The 22,184-nt window shown below is 50.1% G+C and carries 18 protein-coding genes and 1 tRNA gene; 5 read left to right on the top strand and 14 right to left on the bottom strand.

Features of this window, described 5'->3' with window-relative positions:
- Positions 1–6: 6 nt before the first annotated feature.
- Positions 7–654: a nitrate/nitrite response regulator protein NarP gene (gene narP / locus ACJHXB_RS10995; RefSeq protein WP_001113637.1), complete on the bottom strand. Its 648-nt coding sequence runs from the start codon at positions 652–654 to the stop codon at positions 7–9.
- Positions 655–973: 319 nt separating this feature from the next.
- On the opposite strand from narP, the gene yejO reads away from it, so the two are divergent.
- Positions 974–3,565: an autotransporter YejO gene (yejO, locus tag ACJHXB_RS10990; protein ID WP_001604671.1), complete on the top strand. Its 2,592-nt coding sequence runs from the start codon at positions 974–976 to the stop codon at positions 3,563–3,565.
- 102 nt (positions 3,566–3,667) lie between these two features.
- Here yejO and ACJHXB_RS10985 read toward each other — a convergent pair.
- The 3 genes from ACJHXB_RS10985 to ACJHXB_RS10975 all read right to left on the bottom strand — a co-directional run bounded on the left by ACJHXB_RS10985 (position 3,668) and on the right by ACJHXB_RS10975 (position 5,826).
- Positions 3,668–3,744: transfer RNA gene (locus tag ACJHXB_RS10985), tRNA-Pro, on the bottom strand.
- Between the two features lie 74 nt (positions 3,745–3,818).
- Positions 3,819–5,579: an LPS biosynthesis-modulating metalloenzyme YejM gene (gene yejM / locus ACJHXB_RS10980; RefSeq protein WP_000256203.1), complete on the bottom strand. Its 1,761-nt coding sequence runs from the start codon at positions 5,577–5,579 to the stop codon at positions 3,819–3,821.
- Positions 5,580–5,598: 19 nt separating this feature from the next.
- Positions 5,599–5,826: a YejL family protein gene (locus tag ACJHXB_RS10975; protein WP_001135667.1), complete on the bottom strand. Its 228-nt coding sequence runs from the start codon at positions 5,824–5,826 to the stop codon at positions 5,599–5,601.
- Between the two features lie 181 nt (positions 5,827–6,007).
- On the opposite strand from ACJHXB_RS10975, the gene yejK reads away from it, so the two are divergent.
- Complete coding sequence (gene yejK, locus ACJHXB_RS10970) at positions 6,008–7,015, top strand: nucleoid-associated protein YejK (protein ID WP_000050790.1); 1,008 nt, start codon at positions 6,008–6,010, stop codon at positions 7,013–7,015.
- Positions 7,016–7,153: 138 nt separating this feature from the next.
- On the opposite strand, the gene rplY is transcribed toward yejK, so the two are convergent.
- Positions 7,154–7,438: a 50S ribosomal protein L25 gene (rplY, locus tag ACJHXB_RS10965; protein ID WP_000494186.1), complete on the bottom strand. Its 285-nt coding sequence runs from the start codon at positions 7,436–7,438 to the stop codon at positions 7,154–7,156.
- 124 nt (positions 7,439–7,562) lie between these two features.
- Positions 7,563–9,323, bottom strand: a complete 1,761-nt coding sequence (locus tag ACJHXB_RS10960; RefSeq protein ID WP_000578056.1) for a DEAD/DEAH box helicase — start codon at positions 9,321–9,323, stop codon at positions 7,563–7,565.
- Positions 9,324–9,472: 149 nt separating this feature from the next.
- Between ACJHXB_RS10960 and rsuA the strand changes: the two genes are divergently transcribed.
- The 3 genes from rsuA to ACJHXB_RS10945 all read left to right on the top strand — a co-directional run bounded on the left by rsuA (position 9,473) and on the right by ACJHXB_RS10945 (position 12,063).
- Positions 9,473–10,168: a 16S rRNA pseudouridine(516) synthase RsuA gene (gene rsuA, locus ACJHXB_RS10955; RefSeq protein ID WP_001234850.1), complete on the top strand. Its 696-nt coding sequence runs from the start codon at positions 9,473–9,475 to the stop codon at positions 10,166–10,168.
- Positions 10,169–10,195: 27 nt separating this feature from the next.
- On the top strand, positions 10,196–11,386 hold the full coding sequence (gene bcr / locus ACJHXB_RS10950; RefSeq protein WP_000213369.1) for a multidrug efflux MFS transporter Bcr: 1,191 nt from the start codon (positions 10,196–10,198) through the stop codon (positions 11,384–11,386).
- Positions 11,387–11,718: 332 nt separating this feature from the next.
- Positions 11,719–12,063, top strand: a complete 345-nt coding sequence (locus ACJHXB_RS10945) for a YejG family protein (protein ID WP_000202798.1) — start codon at positions 11,719–11,721, stop codon at positions 12,061–12,063.
- 3 nt (positions 12,064–12,066) lie between these two features.
- Here the strand turns inward: ACJHXB_RS10945 and yejF are convergent, their stop codons facing one another.
- From yejF to yeiR, 8 genes are all read right to left on the bottom strand, one after another.
- Positions 12,067–13,656 carry a microcin C ABC transporter ATP-binding protein YejF gene (gene yejF / locus ACJHXB_RS10940; protein WP_000194918.1) on the bottom strand — a complete coding sequence of 530 codons (1,590 nt, stop codon included), beginning with the start codon at positions 13,654–13,656 and terminating at the stop codon, positions 12,067–12,069.
- A 1-nt stretch (position 13,657) separates the two neighbouring features.
- Positions 13,658–14,683 (bottom strand): ABC transporter permease, encoded by a 1,026-nt coding sequence (locus ACJHXB_RS10935; RefSeq protein WP_000088924.1) that lies wholly within the window; start codon positions 14,681–14,683, stop codon positions 13,658–13,660.
- The gene (locus ACJHXB_RS10930) at positions 14,683–15,777 is read right to left on the bottom strand and encodes a microcin C ABC transporter permease YejB (protein WP_000501604.1); all 1,095 of its coding nucleotides are present in this window, start codon (positions 15,775–15,777) and stop codon (positions 14,683–14,685) included. The genes ACJHXB_RS10935 and ACJHXB_RS10930 overlap by 1 nt, the downstream gene beginning before the upstream one ends.
- Positions 15,778–17,592 (bottom strand): extracellular solute-binding protein, encoded by a 1,815-nt coding sequence (locus ACJHXB_RS10925; RefSeq protein ID WP_001316494.1) that lies wholly within the window; start codon positions 17,590–17,592, stop codon positions 15,778–15,780.
- Between the two features lie 81 nt (positions 17,593–17,673).
- Positions 17,674–19,230: a cyclic di-GMP phosphodiesterase gene (locus ACJHXB_RS10920; RefSeq protein ID WP_000470594.1), complete on the bottom strand. Its 1,557-nt coding sequence runs from the start codon at positions 19,228–19,230 to the stop codon at positions 17,674–17,676.
- A gap of 180 nt (positions 19,231–19,410) precedes the next feature.
- Positions 19,411–19,977 carry a bifunctional murein DD-endopeptidase/murein LD-carboxypeptidase gene (gene mepS / locus ACJHXB_RS10915; protein WP_000241011.1) on the bottom strand — a complete coding sequence of 189 codons (567 nt, stop codon included), beginning with the start codon at positions 19,975–19,977 and terminating at the stop codon, positions 19,411–19,413.
- Positions 19,978–20,388: 411 nt separating this feature from the next.
- Positions 20,389–21,102 carry a Kdo(2)-lipid A phosphotransferase gene (gene lpxT, locus ACJHXB_RS10910; protein WP_001468970.1) on the bottom strand — a complete coding sequence of 238 codons (714 nt, stop codon included), beginning with the start codon at positions 21,100–21,102 and terminating at the stop codon, positions 20,389–20,391.
- A 38-nt stretch (positions 21,103–21,140) separates the two neighbouring features.
- Positions 21,141–22,127 (bottom strand): zinc-binding GTPase YeiR, encoded by a 987-nt coding sequence (gene yeiR / locus ACJHXB_RS10905; RefSeq protein ID WP_000198813.1) that lies wholly within the window; start codon positions 22,125–22,127, stop codon positions 21,141–21,143.
- Positions 22,128–22,184 lie beyond the last annotated feature (57 nt).

Below are 22,184 nucleotides of genomic sequence, written 5' to 3'. Positions count from 1 at the left end.
CTATTTTTATTGTGCCCCGCGTTGTTGCAGGAACAGAATGGTGGCCGCCACGCGTGAGCGGACATTGAGTTTACGCAGCAGATTGCGAATGTGTACTTTTACTGTCTGCTCGGAAATATTCAACACCGAGGCAATCTGTTTATTTGACAGCCCCTGTGCCAGCTCGTGCAGAACATCCAGCTCGCGCTCCGTCAGCACGCTGAAGGGATCTTCTTCTGCTCCAAACATTTCACGTTCACGTAAGTACTGATTGACGCGTTCGCTAAAGACTTTGCTGCCTTTCGCTCCGGCACGAATCGCTTCCAGCAACACTTCCGGGTCGCTGTCTTTCAACAGATAACCGTCTGCGCCTGCGTCTATCAGCGCAAAGACATCGCTGGAGGCATCTGATACGGTCAGGATAATAATTTGCGCGGTAACGCCATCCCTGCGCAAGGCATTGAGGGTATCCAGGCCACTCATACCTTTCATATTGAGATCCAGCAAGATCACGTCGATATCCAGTCTATTCGCCAGATCGATCGCGCTCGCGCCGTCGCCCGCTTCGGCGACCACTTCAAAGCCAGGATCAAGCTCCAGTAACTGACGAACACCGCGTCGCATAAGTGGATGATCATCCACAATCATCACCTGAAAAGGCGTTGCTTCAGGCATAGTAGTCTCCTGAGGTTTTATTAGAATCATTATGTTTGAGCGTAGCGTTGGTAACGCTACCAGGCGCGTGAATGTTACCCCATTTTATGTATGGACATGTAGCGAAAACTACAACCTTGTCGTTCGCTTTGGCATCATTTTCATTATAAAGACGGAATTTTGCATCAGCTTCTCATCAAGAAAAACAACTAAAAAATCAATCACAATACTTGTGCATTTCTTTAAACAGTTTTTAAAAACTGACTCCGGGTATGGAGCTATGGGTATTTTCTCTACCCAATGCTTTTAACAGCAATTAATTTCATAGGATGAAAGCTCAATGCATCAATCTGGTTCTGTTTCTCTTTGTCGTTCCGCAATATCTGTTCTGGTGGCTACAGCGTTATATTCACCCATAGCATTGGCATCAACAGTTGAGTATGGTGAGACAGTTGATGGTGTTGTCCTGGAAAAAGATATCCAGCTGGTTTATGGGACCGCCAATAATACGAAAATCAATCCTGGCGGAGAACAGCATATTAAAGAATTTGGTATAAGTAGTAATACTGAAATTAACGGCGGGTATCAGTACATTGAAATGAATGGCACCGCAGAATACTCAGTATTAAATGATGGTTATCAAATTGTTCAAATGGGTGGCGCAGCAAACCAGACTACCCTCAATAATGGTGTGCTACAGGTTTATGGCGCAGCGAATGATACCACCATTAAAGGCGGGCGCTTAATTATTGAAAAAGATGGGATTACCGTCTTTGCCGCTATCGAAAAGGGAGGATTACTGGAGGTTAAAGAGGGGGGATTAGCATTTGCGGTAGATCAGAAAGCAGGCGGTGCGATTAAAACAACCACGCGGGCCATGGAGGTATTCGGAACAAACCGTCTCGGTCAGTTCGATATCAAGGATGGTATTGCTAATAATATGCTGTTGGAAAACGGCGGAAGTTTGCGAGTTGAAGAAAATGACTTCGCTTATAATACCACTGTGGATAGTGGCGGCTTACTGGAGGTTATGGATGGCGGGACTGCAACTGGCGTTGATAAAAAAGCAGGCGGAAAATTAATTGTCTCAACGAATGCACTGGAAGTGAGTGGTACAAACAGTAAAGGCCAATTTAGTATAAAAGATGGTGTGTCAAAAAATTATGAACTGGATGATGGTTCCGGGCTCATTGTTATGGAGGACACGCAGGCCATTGACACTATCCTTGATGAGCATGCCACTATGCAATCGCTGGGAAAGGATACTGGTACGAGAGTGCAGGCAAATGCGGTATATGATCTCGGTCGATCAGATCAGAATGGAAGTATAACGTATTCCTCTAAAGCCATCTCTGAAAATATGGTTATCAACAATGGCCGCGCTAATGTCTGGGCTGGCACGATGGTTAACGTTTCAGTCAGAGGGAATGATGGCATTCTTGAGGTCATGAAGCCGCAAATAAATTATGCACCCGCTATGTTGGTGGGTAGTGTCGTGGTTTCTGAGGGCGCTTCTTTAAGAACGCATGGTGCCGTGGATACCAGCAAAGCGGATGTTTCGCTCGAAAATAGCGCATGGACCATCATTGCCGATAACACTACGACGAACCAAAACACTCGCCTCAACTTAGCCAACCTTGCGATGTCCGGCGCAAATGTGATTATGATGGCTGAACCAGTGACTCGATCATCTGTGACGGCAACTGCGGAAAATTTCACTATGTTGACTACCAATACCCTGTCGGGAAACGGAAATTTTTATATGCGTACCGATATGGCTAATCATCAGAGCGATCAGCTCAACGTCACCGGTCAGGCAACAGGTGATTTCAAAATATTTGTGACGGACACGGGGGCCAGCCCGGCAGCAGGTGATAGCCTTACACTGGTAACAACGGGCGGCGGTGATGCTGCATTTACGTTGGGCAATGCCGGAGGCGTTGTTGATATCGGTACGTATGAATATACCTTGCTGGATAATGGCAACCATAGCTGGAGTCTGGCAGAGAATCGCGCGCAAATTACCCCTTCAACCACTGATGTGCTGAATATGGCGGCAGCACAACCGCTGGTATTTGATGCAGAACTGGACACCGTGCGTGAGCGTCTTGGTAGCGTAAAAGGCGTTAGTTACGATACGGCGATGTGGAGTTCGGCAATTAACACCCGCAACAACGTGACCACTGATGCGGGAGCTGGCTTTGAGCAAACATTGACGGGCCTGACGCTCGGTATCGATAGCCGTTTCTCCCGTGAAGAAAGCAGTACAATTCGCGGCTTGTTCTTTGGTTACTCTCATTCTGATATTGGTTTTGATCGCGGCGGCAAAGGCAATGTCGATAGCTATACCCTGGGGGCTTATGCCGGTTGGGAGCATCAGAACGGTGCCTATGTTGATGGGGTGGTGAAAGTTGACCGTTTTGCCAACACCATCCATGGCAAGATGAGTAATGGGGCAACAGCGTTTGGCGATTACAATAGTAACGGCGCGGGTGCTCATGTCGAGAGCGGGTTCCGTTGGGTTGACGGATTGTGGAGTGTTAGACCTTATCTGGCCTTTACCGGCTTTACCACAGATGGTCAGGACTACACGTTATCAAACGGCATGCGTGCGGATGTGGGAAATACCCGCATATTACGCGCTGAAGCGGGAACGGCGGTAAGCTATCACATGGACCTGCAAAACGGTACGACGCTGGAACCCTGGCTGAAAGCCGCCGTACGTCAGGAATACGCCGATTCTAACCAGGTGAAAGTTAATGACGATGGCAAATTTAATAATGATGTGGCTGGAACCCGTGGCGTTTATCAGGCTGGGATAAGGTCATCGTTTACCCCGACGTTAAGCGGTCATTTGTCTGTCAGCTATGGCAATGGCGCAGGGGTAGAATCACCGTGGAATACTCAGGCGGGTGTGGTCTGGTCGTTCTGATAACAGACAATAAACAGGCCGTGATGTGTCGCGGTCTGTTTATCGAATTAAATGCAGATATAAAAAAACCAACCTTTACGGTTGGTTTTTTTTTGGGATTTTTGGTCGGCACGAGAGGATTTGAACCTCCGACCCCCGACACCCCATGACGGTGCGCTACCAGGCTGCGCTACGTGCCGACTCGTGGCTGTTAATACTACCGTTTTCCACACCGATTGCAAGTAAGATATTTTGCTAACTGATTTATAATTAATCAGTTAGCGATAAAACGCTTCTCGTCTGTCAGTACTTGCAATAACAAACTTAACTGTGGTTTTTCATCTTTCACTCTTTCACCACGTAAGTTGTAAGTACGGTATTTACCGTTATTGTTCAGCACCAGCGTCTTTTTCGGGGTGGTAATTGCCAGCGTATCGTTATCCGCGGCGGTAACCCAGTAATGACGGCGTTGAGGGTTGAACAAATCCTGACCTTGCGAATATTCGCTGGCAGGTGTGCTGACATGTAGCAGGCGTTGCATCAGCGTCGTCATCAGATCGGTATGATCAGTCAGAGCATTAATACGCTGCGCCGGCGTACCTGGCCAGTGAATCACTAATGGTACCTGCAGATGACCGTGGGACCAGTCAAAGGTTTCTTCCTCTTCGCTCAGTGGAATACCCCGACCGGCAGTGATAATCACCACCGTATTGTCCAGTTTGCCAGAATCACGTAGTGCATTGAGCACGCGGTTGATCTGGTCATCGACATTGCCTGCCGCCCGGCTATATTTCCGTGCAAATGCCTGCTGATTGCTGTCGTCAATGTTAGTGCCATTGAAAGAAACCCACGAGAACCAGCGGTTATCTTCTTGTGCGTAGCGGCCCAGCCAGTTGATCCACTGCGTGGCGGTCTGCTCGTCGGATTGGGTGCGTACGCTCGGCATCGAGAAATCTGACAACAATGCCTGGCGATACAGCGGGCTGGTAAAGCCATCTGATGAGAATAACCCCAGCTGATAGCCTTGCTGATTAAGCGCAGTAATTAATGCCGCAGGCGTACGGGTCGACAGAATACCGTCCATATAGCTCGGCGAGATGCCATAGAACAGGCCAAAGATGCCGTTGTCTGTAGTGTTGCCGGAGCTCATATGGCGCGTGAACGAAATATTTTGCTCAGCAAAACCTGCCAGCGCAGGCATCTGCTTCTCGAAGCGTGAGTAGTTCAGGCCATCGACAGTAATCAACAGCACATTCTGCCCGGTGCCCATATCGCGATAGCGCAGTTCGCTTAACGGATACTGAACGGAAACGGCGTCTGGATTACCTTGCTCAATGAGACGGCGTTGATACTCCTGCGCATCAAGCAGACCATGCTTCTCAAGAAAACGTCGCGCCGTCATCGGGTACGAAAGCGGTAGGTTAGCGCGCTGCATGGTGATCGGGCGATAGAAGTTGGCATCGGCCCAGATATAAACCACATGCGAGGCGATAAAGGCGATAAATAAGAATGCGGCCAGCGGGCGCGCGAAGCGTCGACGACGCGTCAGGCTTCGCAGCTTTTGCCAGCTCCACGTCGCAAACACCAGTTCAAGCAATAAAATAACCGGCACGCTGATGAACATCAGCTGCCAGTCGCGCGCCATCTCATTTTCGTCTGGGTTGATAACCAGTTGCCAGACGATGGGATTAAGATGGAGATGGAAACGAGTAAAGACTTCGCTATCGATCAGTAATAGCGTCATTCCCGCCGTTGCCAGAATGACGGACAAAAACCTCATCAGCCTCTGGGAGCCGACGATAAAGGTCAGCGGGAAGAGGATCAGCAAGTAGGTGGCGAACACTAGGAAGCTGAAATGGCCGATAATGCTTACGTAGGAATAAATGCGACCAGCAAGCGTTGTCGGCCAGTCGGCGATAAACAGGTAACGGCTGCCAATGACGAGCGAAAGCAGAATATTGAACAGTGCAAACCAGTGCCCCCAACTGACCATCTGGGAGACTTTTTCACGGTAGCGCTGACGATGAGTTACCATAACCTGTTATCTGTTTCCCTTAGTGCGCTTTGTCTTCGTTGATAGAGGACTGTAAGGCGCGGGCAAAAGAGTTGGCAATTGCCTGGCGTTGGGCCGGGGCAATGCTGGTGTTGATAAGGTTAGTGACCATGTTGCCTAACACCATCAGGGAAAGGTCGGTCGGAGCCTTATGTTTTTCCAGTACGTTGAGTAGCTCTGCGAGCAATTGTTCAACCTGTTCATCACTGTAGCGGGAAATTTGTGGCATAAATCGAAATCAGTTAGTTGATGAAAGGGCAACATATTACCGTAGCAACGGTTTTTTTTCTGCTTTTTTATGCGTTAAATCATTCTCGTTACGCTGCCTTCTGTAAAATGACCGCCATCTTTTATTGCGTCGCTTAACCGGCGGTGGTTGAATACCGCCCGGTCTTAAAGGAGAGTTTATCATGAGTCTGGATATCAACCAGATTGCTCTGCACCAGCTTATCAAGCGTGATGAGCAGAACCTTGAGCTGGTGTTGCGCGATTCATTGCTGGAACCGACAGAAACCGTCGTTGAGATGGTGGCAGAACTGCATCGGGTCTATAGCGCCAAAAATAAAGCTTACGGCTTGTTTAGCGAAGAGAGTGAACTGGCGCAGACGCTGCGCTTACAGCGTCAGGGCGAAGAGGACTTTCTGGCATTTAGCCGCGCGGCAACCGGTCGCCTGCGTGACGAATTAGCGAAATATCCTTTTGCTGACGGTGGATTCGTGCTGTTTTGCCACTATCGCTATCTGGCGGTGGAGTATCTGCTGGTGGCAGTTCTGAGTAACCTGAGCAGTATGCGTGTTAACGAAAATCTCGACATCAACCCAACCCATTATCTTGATATCAATCATGCGGATATTGTTGCGCGTATCGATTTAACCGAGTGGGAAACCAATCCAGAGTCGACCCGCTATCTCACTTTCCTGAAAGGGCGAGTAGGGCGCAAAGTGGCGGATTTCTTTATGGATTTCCTCGGTGCCAGCGAAGGGTTAAACGCGAAAGCGCAAAACCGTGGGCTGTTGCAAGCGGTCGATGATTTCACTGCCGAAGCACAACTGGATAAAGCAGAGCGACAGAACGTGCGCCAGCAGGTTTATAGCTACTGTAATGAGCAGCTACAGGCAGGTGAAGAGATTGAACTGGAATCGCTGTCGAAAGAGCTGGCAGGCGTCAGCGAAGTGAGCTTCACGGAGTTTGCGGCTGAAAAAGGCTACGAACTGGAAGAGAGCTTCCCGGCAGACCGTAGCACACTGCGTCAGTTGACGAAGTTTGCCGGTAGCGGCGGTGGCTTGACTATTAACTTTGATTCGATGCTGTTAGGTGAACGCATCTTCTGGGATCCAGCAACCGATACCCTGACCATTAAAGGCACGCCGCCGAATTTGCGCGATCAATTGCAGCGCCGGACGTCTGGCGGCAATTAATCGGTTTTGTGTTCTGAATGCCAGATGCGGCGTGAACGCCTTATCTGGCCTGCAAAAAATAGCAATACCGTAATCAGGCATAATTTGCAGAGACAAAAAACCCCGCCGGAGCGGGGTTTTTTACAACTTATTCAGCAATTAAGCGCGAACGAAGTCGATGTGCAGCAGCTTCGGTTTGTACGGGTGACGCTGTACGTCCTGAGCTTTAACTTTGATTTCTTTACCGTCAACAACGATGGTCAGAACTTCGCTGTAGAATTCAGCTTTAACTTGCATGTTCATGACTTTGTCGTGATCCAGTTCGACAGCCAGCGGCGCTTCTTTGCCACCGTAGATGATTGCCGGGAACTTGTTAGCGGCACGCAGGCGGCGGCTCGCACCCTTACCCTGCTCTTTACGTACTTCTGCGTTGATAGTAAACATTTCTTTCTCTCTTAAATTAATCCTGCTACAGGCGACCCAGCAACAGGTAAGTGATCTGCTTTGCGTATGCAAAAGCGGGCGAGATTCTATACTCAATCGCCTTATACATCAATCAAAACTACCATTAACCGCGTAATTCGTGCGCCCGACGAAAACGACCTTCGTAATCGAACACTTTTTCACGCACTTGCCAGTACTGACCTTTCATGCGGGCGACGACAAAATCCGGGTGTCGCAGTAAGGCTTGCTGGGCGAGGATATCGGCGGCGGTGATCCAGCGCAGAGGGATGCCCGGTGTGCGCGTATGCGGACGGATAAAAAGTTGTTCGAAGGCGGTACGCTGGGCGGGCGTTTGTAGACGGAAACGCTCACTCACATCCGCGCCGTCTTCATCGTAATAGGTGATTTTCAACCATTCGCCTTTCTCGTCGTGCCCATGCTGCAAAGACATGCCGCTACAGCGTAATACCAGCGCGTCTTTCAGTCGTAGCGCCGCTTTTAACATATCATCCGGATCAACCAGTACGGTGTCACATTCGCGGCAGCGGCGGGCGGCAATATCGTTTTCCGCGTTACATTGCGGGCAATTTTTAAAACGGAAACGGAAATCACACTGTTCTCGATGACCGTCGTCATCTTCAAACCATCCCTGACAGCGGCGACCAAAGTGTTCAATCAATGTCCCGTCGGCGGTCGTTTTCCCCCAAAAGGTGTTGGCAAAACCGCAGGCAGGGCAGAAAACCTGTACCGGAACGTTGTCACTTTTGCCTTTCGGTGTACCAACTTCCGGCGCGTAGAGATCGTGAGGGTTACCCGCATAATCAAGAATTAAGCAATCAGTCTTGCCTGGAGCGAGACGCAGACCGCGCCCGACAATTTGTTGGTAAAGACTCACCGATTCGGTAGGGCGCAGAATAGCAATAAGATCGACGTGCGGGGCGTCAAATCCAGTGGTCAGTACCGCGACGTTGACCAGATAGCGAAAACGCTGGGCTTTAAAATCTTCAATTAACACATCGCGCTCAGCGCCGGGTGTGTCGCCAGTAATTAGTGCTGCATCTTCGGCAGGCAGCAGTCCCACTATCTCCTTGGCGTGTTCAACGGTGGCGGCGAAAATCATCACTCCTTTGCGCGTTGCGGCAAACTCCATGATCTGGCTGATGATGTGCGGGGTAATGCGTTGCTGTTTTTTCAGCTCGCGGTTGAGATCGGCTTCGCTGAAAAGCCCGTTACTCTGTGCCTGCAAGCGGCTGAAATCGTATTGCACTACCGGCATATCCAGCCGTTCTGGCGGCGTCAGATAGCCGTGTTTAATCATATAACGCAGCGGCAGCTCATAAATGCAGTCACGGAAAAGGGCTTTCTCATCCCCGCGTACCATGCCGTGATAATGGAACTGATAAATCCAGCCTTTGCCCAGTCGAAAAGGCGTGGCAGTCAGCCCCAGCAGGCGTAAGTGGGGATTCACTTTTGTCAGGTGAGTGAGGATTTGCTGATACTGGCTCTCTTCATCGTCACCAATACGATGACATTCATCGACAATCAACAGCGAAAATTCACCCTGAAAGGCATCAAGATTACGGGCGACCGACTGCACGCTGCCAAATACCACTTTACCGTGGCTCTCTTTGCGCTTTAGCCCGGCGGCAAAAATATCGGCTTCCAGCCCCAGCGCCTGATATTTTGCATGGTTTTGCGCCACCAGTTCTTTAACGTGTGCCAGCACCAGCACGCGACCACGCGCCAGCCGCGCCAGTTCCGCTATCACCAGGCTTTTACCTGCACCGGTGGGCAGCACGATAACGGCAGGGGTTTTATGACGACGAAAATGGTTGAGCGTGGCATCCACGGCTTCTTGCTGATATGGGCGGAGTGTAAAAATCATGGTCTCGCGTAGGTAGATTATTCTGCTAATAGTATGCCACGGATCTTTTTCCCTTGAGGGAAGTTATTAGACCGCTATACTGGGCAGACAACAGTTCAGATTTTCGGGTCATTACCCGACCTCCGTTTTTTACAGGCAAAATCACACACATGCGACTTGATAAATTTATCGCACAGCAACTCGGCGTTAGCCGTGCTATTGCCGGGCGTGAAATCCGCGGCAATCGTGTCACCGTCGATGGCGAAATCGTCCGTAATGCAGCGTTCAAACTGCTCCCTGAACATGATGTCGCTTACGATGGCAACCCGCTGGCGCAGCAACACGGTCCACGTTACTTCATGCTCAATAAGCCTCAGGGCTATGTTTGCTCCACGGACGACCCGGATCACCCAACGGTGCTCTATTTTCTGGATGAACCGGTAGCGTGGAAACTGCACGCCGCAGGGCGTCTGGATATCGATACCACCGGTCTGGTACTAATGACAGATGATGGTCAGTGGTCGCACCGCATTACTTCCCCGCGCCATCATTGCGAGAAGACCTATCTGGTGACGCTGGAATCACCCGTAGCTGACGATACGGCAGAGCAATTTGCTAAAGGCGTGCAGCTGCATAACGAAAAAGATCTCACTAAGCCGGCGGTGCTGGAAGTGATTACCCCAACGCAGGTTCGTCTGACCATCAGCGAAGGGCGTTATCATCAGGTGAAACGTATGTTCGCCGCCGTGGGTAACCATGTGGTTGAGCTGCATCGTGAACGTATTGGCGGCATTACGCTGGATGCTGATTTAGCCCCCGGTGAATATCGTCCGTTAACTGAAGAAGAAATTGCCAGCGTCGTCTAACTTTTCAATGACTTTCAGGAGCCCGTTGTGACCACCCGACAGCATTCGTCGTTTGCTATTGTTTTTATCCTTGGCCTGCTGGCCATGTTGATGCCGCTGTCGATTGATATGTATCTGCCCGCGCTACCGGTAATTTCAGCGCAGTTTGGCGTACCGGCAGGCAGTACGCAGATGACCCTCAGTACTTATATTCTGGGCTTTGCGTTGGGGCAGTTAATCTACGGGCCGATGGCAGACAGTTTCGGGCGTAAGCCGGTGGTGCTCGGCGGTACGCTGGTGTTTGCCGCCGCCGCGGTGGCGTGTGCGTTGGCAAACACCATCGATCAGCTGATTGTGATGCGTTTCTTCCACGGGCTGGCTGCGGCTGCGGCCAGCGTGGTTATCAACGCTTTGATGCGTGATATCTACCCGAAAGAAGAGTTCTCGCGGATGATGTCGTTTGTCATGCTGGTGACGACCATTGCACCGCTGATGGCACCGATAGTTGGCGGCTGGGTGCTGGTGTGGCTGAGCTGGCATTATATCTTCTGGATCCTCGCTGTGGCGGCGATTCTGGCTTCGGCAATGATCTTCTTTCTGATCAAAGAAACCTTACCACCGGAGCGTCGCCAGCCTTTTCACATTCGTACCACTATTGGTAACTTTGCGGCGCTGTTCCGTCATAAGCGTGTCCTGAGTTATATGCTGGCCAGCGGTTTCAGCTTTGCCGGGATGTTCTCGTTCCTGAGCGCCGGACCGTTTGTCTATATTGAAATTAACCACGTCGCTCCGGAAAACTTTGGTTATTACTTTGCGCTAAACATTGTTTTCCTGTTCGTGATGACCATCTTTAACAGCCGCTTTGTTCGTCGTATTGGCGCGTTAAATATGTTTCGGGCAGGATTATGGATCCAGTTTATGGTGGCGGCATGGATGGTCATTAGTGCGCTGCTGGGCCTGGGGTTCTGGTCGCTGGTGGTTGGTGTTGCGGCATTTGTCGGATGCGTGTCGATGGTGTCATCCAATGCGATGGCGGTCATTCTGGATGAGTTTCCCCATATGGCGGGAACGGCATCTTCGCTGGCAGGAACCTTCCGTTTCGGCATAGGGGCAATTGTTGGCGCATTGCTTTCTCTTGCGACCTTTAACTCTGCATGGCCGATGATTTGGTCAATTGCATTCTGCGCAACCAGCTCCATTCTCTTCTGTCTGTACGCCAGTCGGCCGAAAAAACGGTGATCTATTGCACAACGAGGAAGCTAAAAGGCTTCCTTTGTTGATGCATGTCAACCACAAATCCATCATTCCCCCGATATATGTTTATTTTATGTAAAATCAATTTATGTAAAAAGTCACATCATTGTAGTTAAAAAGGTTGAGTTAGATCGCAGAAACGGGTACATATAGCCCCGCAAACGTGACCACGCCCGCAGATATTATTTAAATCAGAGCCATAGAGGCCACGCAGGCGAGGCATCAATCTTTACGATCTGTATAAAGACGGATTGTTGATGATGTGTTAAAATTGATGTAAATAAATTGTGAAGTAAATGTGCTTCCGGGGAAAATAAGTGACTTCATTACAACTCTCAATCGTCCATCGACTGCCGCAGAACTATCGCTGGTCTGCTGGTTTCGCAGGTTCGAAGGTTGAACCGATTCCGCAAAATGGACCGTGCGGTGACAACAGCCTGGTGGCGCTTAAATTGCTTAGCCCGGATGGTGATAATGCATGGTCGGTGATGTACAAACTAAGCCAGGCGTTAAGCGACATCGAAGTTCCATGCTCGGTACTGGAGTGTGAAGGTGAGCCGTGCCTGTTTGTAAATCGCCAGGACGAGTTTGCTGCAACATGCCGATTGAAAAATTTTGGTGTGGCAATTGCCGAACCCTTTTCAAACTACAATCCTTTTTAAGCGTCAGCTCAACGCCAGTAGCTGACGCGTATACTCCTGCTGCGGTGCGGCAAACACGCGCGCGCACGGTCCTTGTTCCACTACTTCCCCTTGTCGCAGTACGATAACCTGATGACATAACGCGCGGACAACGTGCAAATCGTGACTGATAAACAAATAGGCCAATTGATGCTTTTGTTGCAATGATTTCAATAGCGTCAATATTTGCGCCTGTACCGTTTTGTCGAGTGATGATGTCGGTTCATCAAGAATGATCAACGAGGGCTTAAGAATTAACGCCCTGGCAATCGCAATACGTTGCCGCTGACCACCAGAGAACTCCGCCGGATAACGGTGGCGTGTTTCAGGATCTAATCCCACTTCATGCATCACGGCTATCACTTGTTGTTCGCGTTGTGCGGCAGAAAGCGCCGGCTGGTGAACCCGTAAGCCTTCCTCAATAATCTGCAAAACGTTGAGTCGTGGGTTGAGCGAGGAGTTTGGATCCTGAAATACCACCTGAATGCGATGACGAATAGGTAACAGCTGGCGGCGATTTAAATCTTGTAGTGGCTGACCGTCAAAGACGATGCTGCCCTGAGAGGTAATCAGTCGCAGCAGCGCCAGTCCCGTCGTGCTTTTCCCGGAACCGGACTCGCCCACTAAACCCAGTGTTTCACCCGCTCGTAGCGTAAAACTGATGTTTTTCACCACCACATTATGATCCACAATGCGCTTCAAAATCCCTTTGCGAATGGGGAAGGCAACCTGAAGCTGTTCAACATCCAGCAACGTTGAGGCAGGTTCTGGCAACGGCACTGGATCGCCTGACGGTTCACTGTTGAGTAGCTTTTGTGTGTAAGGATGAGTGGGTGAGGCAAATAGCGTAGCGGCGTTATTTTGCTCGACACAGCGACCGTTTTGCATTACCGCCACGCGGTGGGCCAGTTTTCTGACAATGCTGAGGTTATGAGTAATAAACAGCATGCCCATATTCAGCTCTCCTTGCAGTTCGCGCAACAGCTGTAAAATCTGCGCCTGGACAGAGACGTCCAGTGCGGTGGTCGGTTCATCGGCAATTAATAATTCCGGTCGCGTTAACAGCGCCATCGCAATCATCACCCGCTGGCGTTCGCCGCCGGAGAGCTGATGCGGATAATCTGTCAGCCGTTTTGCCGCCTGGCGGATACCGACGCGATCAAGGCAGTTAAGAATTTCGCCACGAGCCGCTTCCCGACGCATCCCGCGGTGGAGTGAAAGCACTTCATAAAGCTGTTTTTCCAGGGTATGCAATGGATTTAACGACACCATCGGCTCCTGAAAAATCATGGCGATCTTATTACCGCGTACACCGCGCAACGTTTGATCGCTGGCATGAAGCAGCGATTCGCCATGAAAACGAATATCGCCGGAGAGATATTCAACCGGCGGGGAAGGGAGCAGGCGTAAAATTGACAGCGCGGTAACGCTCTTACCTGAACCAGACTCACCCACCAGCGCCAGCGTTTCGCCAGCCTCGATCTGTAGTGAAACATCATTTACTACTGTACGTACGGTTTGCTGATGGCGAAAACCCACCGACAAATTTTCAATCGCTAACAGAGTTTGCGTCATGCTACACCGCCTTATTAGGATCAAATGCGTCGCGGACGGCTTCACCGATAAAGATCAGCAAAGACAACAATATCGCCACCGACAAGAAGGCGGTGATCCCAAGCCACGGGGCCTGAAGGTTATTTTTCCCTTGTAACAGCAGTTCGCCGAGTGACGGTGAACCGAGCGGCAGACCGAAGCCGAGGAAATCGAGTGAGGTCAGGGTGGTGATCGAACTACATAAAATAAACGGTAAAAAAGTGAGGGTAGCGACCATGGCATTTGGCAACATATGACGCAGGATGATACTGCGATCGCTGACGCCAAGCGCCTGCGCCGCACGGATGTAGTCGAAATTACGAGTACGTAAAAACTCCGCCCGCACCACGCCGACCAGACTCATCCAGCCAAACAAGACAGTAATTGCCAGCAGCCACCAGAAGTTAGGCTGTACGACGCTGGAAAGTAAAATAATCAAAAACAGCGTCGGCATCCCCGACCATACTTCAATAAAGCGTTGTCCCCAGAGATCGACTTTACCGCCGTAATAGCCTTGTAGCGCCCCTGCCAGCACGCCCATCACGCTGGAGCAGAGGGTCAGCATCAGGCCAAACAGAACTGAGATCCGCGTGCCATAGAGAATGCGCGCCAGCACATCGCCGCCATTGGCATCCGTTCCCAGCCAGTTTTGCCGGGAGGGTGGGGAGGGGAAGGGCTTGTCAGTAGAAAAGTTGATACTGGTAGCACCAAAGCGAATCGGTGCCCACAGTACCCAGCCGTTATTTTCCAGCCGTTGTTTCAGCCACGGGTCCTGATAATCAGCCTGACTTGCCAGTGGGCCGCCAAAATCGCTTTCGCTGTAGTTTTTCAACAACGGGAAATACCAACTGCCGTCATAACGTACCAGCAACGGTTTATCGTTGGCGATAAGTTCAGAACACAAACTCAAACCAAATAAGACGAGGAAAATCCATAACGACCAGTAGCCGCGACGGTTATGACGAAAACGCGCCCAACGGGCCTGATTGACGGGGCTGAGTCGCGACATTAACGTCCCTCAAAATCTATACGCGGATCGACCAGCGTATAGCTGATATCACTGACAATATTCAGCAGCAGGCCAATCAGGGTGAAAATATACAAGGTACCAAACATTACAGGATAATCGCGCGAGACGGTCGCTTCGTAGCCCAGTAAGCCAAGACCATTGAGTGAAAACATCACCTCAATCAGCAGCGAGCCGGTAAAAAACATGCTGATAAACGTCGCCGGAAAACCGGCAATCACCAGTAGCATGGCGTTGCGGAACACATGTTTCCAGAGAATATTTTTTTCACTTACCCCTTTCGCACGGGCGGTTACCACGTATTGCTTGCGCACTTCATCAAGGAATGAGTTTTTTGTCAGCATGGTCAGCGCCGCAAAGCCGCCAATCACTGTCGCCAGCACCGGCAGCGTGATATGCCACAGATAATCGGTGATTTTCTGATACCATGGCAGCGAATCAAAGTTAGCGGAAACCAGGCCGCGTAGAGGGAACAGGTCGAAATAGCTGCCGCCTGCGAAGAAGACAATCAGCAGGATGGCAAACAAAAAGGCCGGAATGGCGTAGCCGATGATGATAAATGCGCTACTCCAGACGTCAAAGCGGCTCCCATTATAAACAGCTTTGCGAATGCCTAACGGAATCGACACCAGATAGATAATCAGCGTGCTCCACAATCCGAGGGTGATGGAAACCGGCAGACTGTCTTTAATCAGCGTCAGCACTGAGGCGCTGCGAAACAGGCTATCGCCAAAATCAAAGCGGATGTAGTCCCAGAGCATTTTGAAGTAACGTTCGTGGATCGGCTTATCGAAACCGTAGCGATGAGTGATCTCGGCGATCACTTCTGGATCTAATCCGCGTCCGCCACGGTAATTACTGTCGCTGATATTGCCGACGCCCGTTTGCGCATGGCTGGCGCGAACACCTTCACCGCCTGCGCCGGGTAATACTCCGGCATTACCAAACTCAATGGCGGCGATAGCCTGGTCGACCGGACCGCCAGGCGCAATTTGCACGATGAAAAAGTTGATAGTGATAATCGCCCATAACGTTGGGATCACCAGCAACAGACGGCGAATCAGATAAGCGCCCATCTACTCTCCCTGTTGTCTGGCTGACGGCAGTTTGGCCGCTTTATTAACGTCATACCACCAGGTATCGATACCCAGGCTGTAAACAGGGCGCACTGCGGGTTGAGAGAATTTATCCCACCAGGCGAGACGGTCTTCCGCCATATACCACATTGGCAGCATGTAATAATTCCACGTTAATACGCGATCCAGTGCTCGCCCCAACGGCAGTAATTTTTCTTTATTTCCCTGCGCGGCAATAATTTGGTTGATCAGCGAGTCGATAACCGGGCTTTGCACGCCGGGGGCATTATAAGTGGAATTGATATATTCCGATGACCAGGAAATCTGTAAATCGGAACTGGGCCACGGCATCGCCCGCCATACGCGCGGCATCATGTCATAGTCGCGACTGCGCATGCGGTTGGTGATTTGCGAGTTATCCACTTTGCGAATGTCCATGTTGATACCCAGCCGTTGCAGGCTGTGCTGGAACGGCAATACCCACTGACTATTGCTGCTCGAAGGTAGCAATAACTCAAAGCTGAGCGGCTGACCCGTTGTGGCATTTACGCGTTGCTGACCCTTCAGCACCCAGCCCGCTTCGTTGAGAAGTTTGTCGGCTTTTAACAGGTTGTCACGATCGTAGCCATCGCCTTTGGATACCGGCGGCTGGTAGATTTGCGTGAAGACTTCTGGCGGTAGATCTTTTTTCATTGGTGCCAGAAGCACCAGCTCCGCGGCGTCGGGGTAATTTCTGGCCGCGTATTCGGTATTCTGAAAATAACTGTTCGTGCGACTCCAGGCATTGTAAAACAACGCTTTGTTCATCCATTCAAAGTCAAAGGCGAGAGTGATCGCTTCCCGCACCCGGCGATCGCTGAATACCGGACGTTGGATATTAAACGCCAGCCAGCGCGTATCCTGGGCTGATTCGTTCTTTTGCTCATCTTTGATGATGTATTTCTTATCGAAATTTTTACCGGTATAGCGCGTGGCCCAGTTTTTGGCGTCGTTTTCCATACGCAAATCAAAGGCACCGGCTTTAAACGCTTCAAAGGCGACATTATCATCGAGGTAATAATCGTAGCGAATGGTGTCGAAATTCCAGCGTCCACGGTTTACCGGTAAGTTTGCTGCCCAGTAATCTTTCACGCGGGAATAGACAATATTTTGCCCCATTTTCCAGGACGTAATTCGGTACGGACCACTGGCAAGCGGAGGCGTGGCGAGCGGGTCGCTAAGTTTGTGATTCTTCCAGTACTTTTCTGGAAACACCGGCAGCGAAAACAGACTCAGCATATCTTCTTTGCCGGGTTTAGCTAACTCAATGCGCACGGTTAACGGCGCAATGGCTTTGACGGTGGTGCCTTTGTAGACCAGACGAAATTGCGGCACGCCTTCGGTCATAAATTTTTGAAAAGTAAACTCTACATCGCGGGCAGTAATGGGCGAACCATCATGAAAACGGGCGAGCGGATTAATAGCGACCTCCACCCAGGAATAATCGTCAGCATAGCGTGCACTTTCAGCAATCAGCGGGTAATAACTGCCTGGTTCGTCATCGGAAGTCGTAAATAGCGTGTCGTACAGCTGCTCGGTGCGTGCGCCCGGGTTGCCGCGCAGTGCATAGCGGTTGAAATTATCGAAGGTGCCGAGGGCTGACAACGTTATCTGCCCCCCTTTTGGCGCGGCGGGGTTCACATAATCAAAATGGTTGAAATTAAAGGCGTACCGGGGTTCGCCCAGCACGGCAAAGGCATAGCTTTCCTTGATAGCCTGCGCCTGCGCACCAAAGGTGAACAGAGCGATAAACAGCAGCAGTATGCGCACAATCATCTGCAACGGATTTCCTTTTACTCATCATTAGCCGCAATCCGGCATGCTTTCACTATGAATAATAAGGGACGTAAGCACACCTTACCACTGCGGCGTATACGGTTTCTTCAGCCAGCGAACAAAATCGTCCAGCGGTAACGGGCGACTAATCCAGTAGCCTTGCATGAAATTAACGCCGCGTTCGCTTAGCCATCGTGCCTGTTCCGGCGTTTCGACCCCTTCAGCAACCGTCAGCATATTGAGACGTTTCGCCAGCGTCAGCACCGCGTCAAGTACGGGTGAAGTGATCGTTTCCGTACCGATGGCGTTGATAAATCCACGGTCAATTTTCAGATAATCGAGCGTAAAACGCTCAAGATAGATAAGCGCGCTGTGCCCGGTGCCGAAGTCATCAATAGCAATTTCTACGCCGACCGAGTGCAGCCAGGCGAAGAGTTGTGTGGCTTCTTGCTCTTTCAGCATATCGCGCTCGGTAATTTCCAGCACAATCTGGAAATGGTGAGCGGGCAGGGAAGTGAGCAGTTTCTGGATATCAGCTTTAAAGCTTTCGCTGTGCAGATGGTCCGGCGCAATGTTAATGCCAAATTTGACGCCTACCGGCAGTACTTTTTCTAATTCTGCGGCATCGCGGGCAATTAACTCAAACAGGTGCTGAGTCAGCGGCACAATCATCTTTTGCGATTCGGCAAAGTTAATGAAGGCATCCGGGGGAATTTCTCCCGCTACAGGATGCCGCCAGCGTAGCAGTACTTCCAGGCCCGTTACCCGCAAAGCTTGTGTATCCACCACCGGTTGATACGCCACGTAAAATTGTTCGCGCTTGATGGCGGTCATGATTTCTCTGCCGGGGCGCATACGTACGCTCATCAGGTAATAGCAGAGCAGGCCAACGACAGTTCCACTCATGCCGCCCAGTAAAAATGCGTACCACACATCGTTCCATGTCCAGTCATCCGCATAAAGCCGAACGGTCAGAGGAATGCCCGCAATTTTAGTTTCACGGACCGGCATGTCGGTTAATTCATTAACATTCATCAAACGTGACGAAAAGGTAGATAGCGCAGTATTACCAATAATGAGGGCGACACCATCGTAATCTTCCTGCCGTGAGCTATAGAAGAGTGAAGGCGTCAGATTGAGATTCAGCGCGGCAAACACGCCACTATTTTTCAGCAAAGGGTTGCGATACCAGATGACGATTGCGGGTTTGTTCGGCACCATCGGCGTGCCGGGTAAGATCGCCATATCGACGTTTTTATTAATGTCGAGCGCCGGAATCAATTCATTGAGTGGAATGTCCATCTCACCGGTCGCAGATGAACAGAATGTTTTTTTATCTTTCACCAGCACAAACGTACGGACATTCATGCTAAACGCCGCGCGGGCAGTCAGTTCGGGGTTAGCCTGCTGGCAGGTATCTAAGGTCAGCGGCTGGAGCCGGTCAGTAGTGGATTTCAGGTCGGCAAAATAGGTATCGAGATACTTTTGTACGTCGGTAATCAGTGTGTCGTATTTGACTTCGTGCTTATGCCAGGCCACTAAAAACTGAAGGCAGCTCACCAGTATCGCAATCATCACGCCTGCAACAATGCAGGTAAGCAGGAGCTTACGTCCAGAATTGGGAGCGCGTATGAACATGATTCCGTTAATTTCCTGAAATTACGACAACATTTAAAAGATAACAATGACCGGACTATAGCCTGGATCAAGACGCGGAAACATCATTTTCTCTGATGAATGAAAACAAAAAAGCACTGCCTAAGCAGTGCTTTCAGTTAACTCGTCAGGATAGCCAAGGGATTGCATCCAAACGGTTTATTAGCTGCGGCTGAGAACCCGGCGTGCTTCGTTGTAACGCTTCTTCCAGTACGGTTCATTCATGCTGGAAATAATAACACCACTGCTGGTGGAAGCATGGACAAACTGATTGTTGCCGATATAAATACCGACATGGCGTCCCGTTGAACCGGCACGGAACAGAACTAAATCACCCGTACGCAAATTACTGCGGGAAACAGATTTACCCATTTCCTGCTGTTCGTAAGTCGAACGCGGAAGTTCTAAGCCAAATTGCTCACGGAATGTACGCTGTACGAAACCAGAACAATCGATACCTTTTTTAGTGCTGCCGCCCAGACGATAGCGTACGCCTTTCCAGTCAGCATACTGATCCATAATTCGCGATTTTACGTCGACATTACGAACCAGGTTTTCAAATTCATCCTGAGAAGCTTGCAGTGATGATGTTTCACTACCCACTGCACGTGTCTCAGGATGCATATTCTTTGCGGTGTTATTTGCACTACATGCAGAAAGCAGAACCGCTACTGCAATCGCGGGAATCCCGCGCAAGATATATCTCAAAATCGGTTGAGATTTGACCATGTTGTTTGTTTTCCCTTGAAGTCCTTAACGACAAATATCGTTATAAAAAAATGCCAAGCGACACGAGACTAATTACCTGGGCATGTTGAAACAATTCCTTAAGGCCAAATCTGTGGACTAACGCACAAAATTATATGCTGTGAGGATAATCTACCGCCGAGGCAAAACGAGTTCGAGATTACCCGATTGGTGCGGTCTTGGCGAGCGGTTTTACATGATTTTTTATAAGAAAAAGTGATACAGAAAGTTAATAAACGGGATTGGTCAATTAAAGTACGATTGAGTGAAACGCATGCAATCCATTCATTTACTTAGAGAATGATTTTTGCGCGCGATGGATGAAAGCACGGTGCGCATCATCAGGATTATCCTCACTATAAAAATAACCCTGATGATGTTAATTACTGTGAGTTATTTGTTTTGGAAATGTTTGTTTTTTCCCGGTAGTGATTTGTCAAAAAAGGTGATTAATCGATCACTTAATGGCGTCAGCAACACCCAGGGCAAACCGATCAATATCACGGTCATCGAACCGACAATGATGTCAGTAAACCAGTGTGCGCCAATCATTACTCTGGGAAACGCAAAAACCACAAAAATAATAAGGGCGATAAGGCCTGCAACTTTGCCGAAATAACGCCACATGAATGCCGAAAAAATAAGCAGCATCATACCATGATCGCCGGGAAAGCTATCTCGTGAGGCATCTTTAGTGGGAACAGAGAGCAGTTCGCTGACGCGGTTAATATCGGTAAAAGTCAATGTTGGGCTGGCCCGTTTTACAGGAATTAATGCCTGACCCAGCTGGTTTAATGCCACTGCAGTTAATAGCATGACCAGACCAATAATCACGATACGTCGTCTGCCTGGGGCGTTTTCTTTCAGCCAGAAACTCAGCATCAACATTCCCATCGCCAGCAGTGAACAACCGTCGAAAGCGCGATTGTTGGTCAATGCAACCAGCCACAAAAAGGCCTTACTTTCGACCAGTTTCTGATTAAAAAAATAAAAAATATCCGCATCAATCGGCAACCAGAATCCATGATTAACGGGTATATACCAGGAAAGAAACAGCGCGAGGCCGACAATATTCAACAACACTATTTGCGGCAAATTTTTAATCATATTTTCTCTAATTATCTTACTGAAAAACGCAGGCAACCTTACGCGGTAGTCGCTAAACGAAGCTTCAACAGCGCGCTCTGCAAGGCATTCCAGTCAGCTTCGCTGCTGGAAATCAGCTCAATACGACTGTCCGGTGGCGCAACGTTTTGCGTTTCAATGTGCAGGTCATCGCCCTGACGGTTGATTCGCACCAGCCCTTCGGGAATACGCATCACGCCTTTGACGCGTTCCACCGGTGCAAGTCGCGCCCATTCCAGAATGCCAATGGTGTCGAATACCGTATCAGCGTCGAATATCCAGCCACAGGCCTGATGCCCTTGTCCGCTGTTCAGACTGCGACGCCAGCGTTGATGCTCTGGCAGGCTTAACGCTGCTAACCCTTTTTTCACGACATGCTGATGAGAATGCGCGGCGCTGGCGGGCAACTCGGCTAAATTGCGACGCGGCAAATCCAGAAGATGACCGTCAATTTTCCCATGCTCGCTGTGAATCAATTGCCGATCGCCACCATTTTGCTGCCACCAGCGCTGTAGCGCTTGCTCACTTTCGGGCGTCGCACGGTCGGATTTATTGGCGACAATAATGTCTGCGGCAGCCAGCTGGTCACGAAAGTTTTCATTGCTGGCGCTTTTTTCGTCCAGCAGCAGGCGTGGATCGAGAATGCACAACGTGGCGCGCAGATCTATCCACGGTTCATAGACGGGCGCGGTTAAGAGATCGAGGATCTGTTTCGGATGACCCAGCCCGGTCGGCTCTATCAACAAGCGGTCTGGTTTTCCCTGACGCAGTAAGGTATTCAATCCTACCTGCATGGGTAAACCATTAACGCAGCACATGCAGCCGCCGGGGATCTCTTTCAGCAGTGCGCCGCTATCGGCGAGCAAAGCACCATCAATTCCGACTTCCCCAAATTCATTAACCAGTACCGCCCATTTTTCGTTGGGATCTTTATGGGCTAACAGATGAAGAATCGACGTAGTTTTCCCGCTGCCGAGAAAACCGGTGATGAGGTTGGTCCTGGTCACAACGGCTCCGCAATACTCTGATAAGTTAACTGAGCGTTAATCCTGGCTAAAAATGGC

The sequence above is a fragment of the Escherichia sp. WS3227_2 genome (genome assembly GCF_046486495.1).
Taxonomy (GTDB): domain Bacteria; phylum Pseudomonadota; class Gammaproteobacteria; order Enterobacterales; family Enterobacteriaceae; genus Escherichia; species Escherichia coli.
Note: the sequence above shows the minus strand (reverse complement) of the source record. Positions and strands in the feature narration are given on the sequence as shown.

Bases quoted from the DNA above. Each gene is read 5' to 3' on its own strand.
- yejK (WP_000050790.1), top strand. From the start codon at position 6,008: ATGAGTCTGGATATCAACCAGATTGCTCTGCACCAGCTTATCAAGCGT.
- ACJHXB_RS10960 (WP_000578056.1), bottom strand. From the start codon at position 9,323: ATGATTTTTACACTCCGCCCATATCAGCAAGAAGCCGTGGATGCCACG.
- lpxT (WP_001468970.1), bottom strand. From the start codon at position 21,102: ATGATTAAAAATTTGCCGCAAATAGTGTTGTTGAATATTGTCGGCCTC.
- yejM (WP_000256203.1), bottom strand. From the start codon at position 5,579: ATGGTAACTCATCGTCAGCGCTACCGTGAAAAAGTCTCCCAGATGGTC.
- ACJHXB_RS10975 (WP_001135667.1), bottom strand. From the start codon at position 5,826: ATGCCACAAATTTCCCGCTACAGTGATGAACAGGTTGAACAATTGCTC.
- ACJHXB_RS10930 (WP_000501604.1), bottom strand. From the start codon at position 15,777: ATGGGCGCTTATCTGATTCGCCGTCTGTTGCTGGTGATCCCAACGTTA.
- narP (WP_001113637.1), bottom strand. From the start codon at position 654: ATGCCTGAAGCAACGCCTTTTCAGGTGATGATTGTGGATGATCATCCA.
- yejO (WP_001604671.1), top strand. From the start codon at position 974: ATGCATCAATCTGGTTCTGTTTCTCTTTGTCGTTCCGCAATATCTGTT.
- mepS (WP_000241011.1), bottom strand. From the start codon at position 19,977: ATGGTCAAATCTCAACCGATTTTGAGATATATCTTGCGCGGGATTCCC.
- ACJHXB_RS10935 (WP_000088924.1), bottom strand. From the start codon at position 14,683: ATGTCGCGACTCAGCCCCGTCAATCAGGCCCGTTGGGCGCGTTTTCGT.
- rsuA (WP_001234850.1), top strand. From the start codon at position 9,473: ATGCGACTTGATAAATTTATCGCACAGCAACTCGGCGTTAGCCGTGCT.
- ACJHXB_RS10920 (WP_000470594.1), bottom strand. From the start codon at position 19,230: ATGTTCATACGCGCTCCCAATTCTGGACGTAAGCTCCTGCTTACCTGC.
- ACJHXB_RS10925 (WP_001316494.1), bottom strand. From the start codon at position 17,592: ATGATTGTGCGCATACTGCTGCTGTTTATCGCTCTGTTCACCTTTGGT.
- yejF (WP_000194918.1), bottom strand. From the start codon at position 13,656: ATGACGCAAACTCTGTTAGCGATTGAAAATTTGTCGGTGGGTTTTCGC.
- rplY (WP_000494186.1), bottom strand. From the start codon at position 7,438: ATGTTTACTATCAACGCAGAAGTACGTAAAGAGCAGGGTAAGGGTGCG.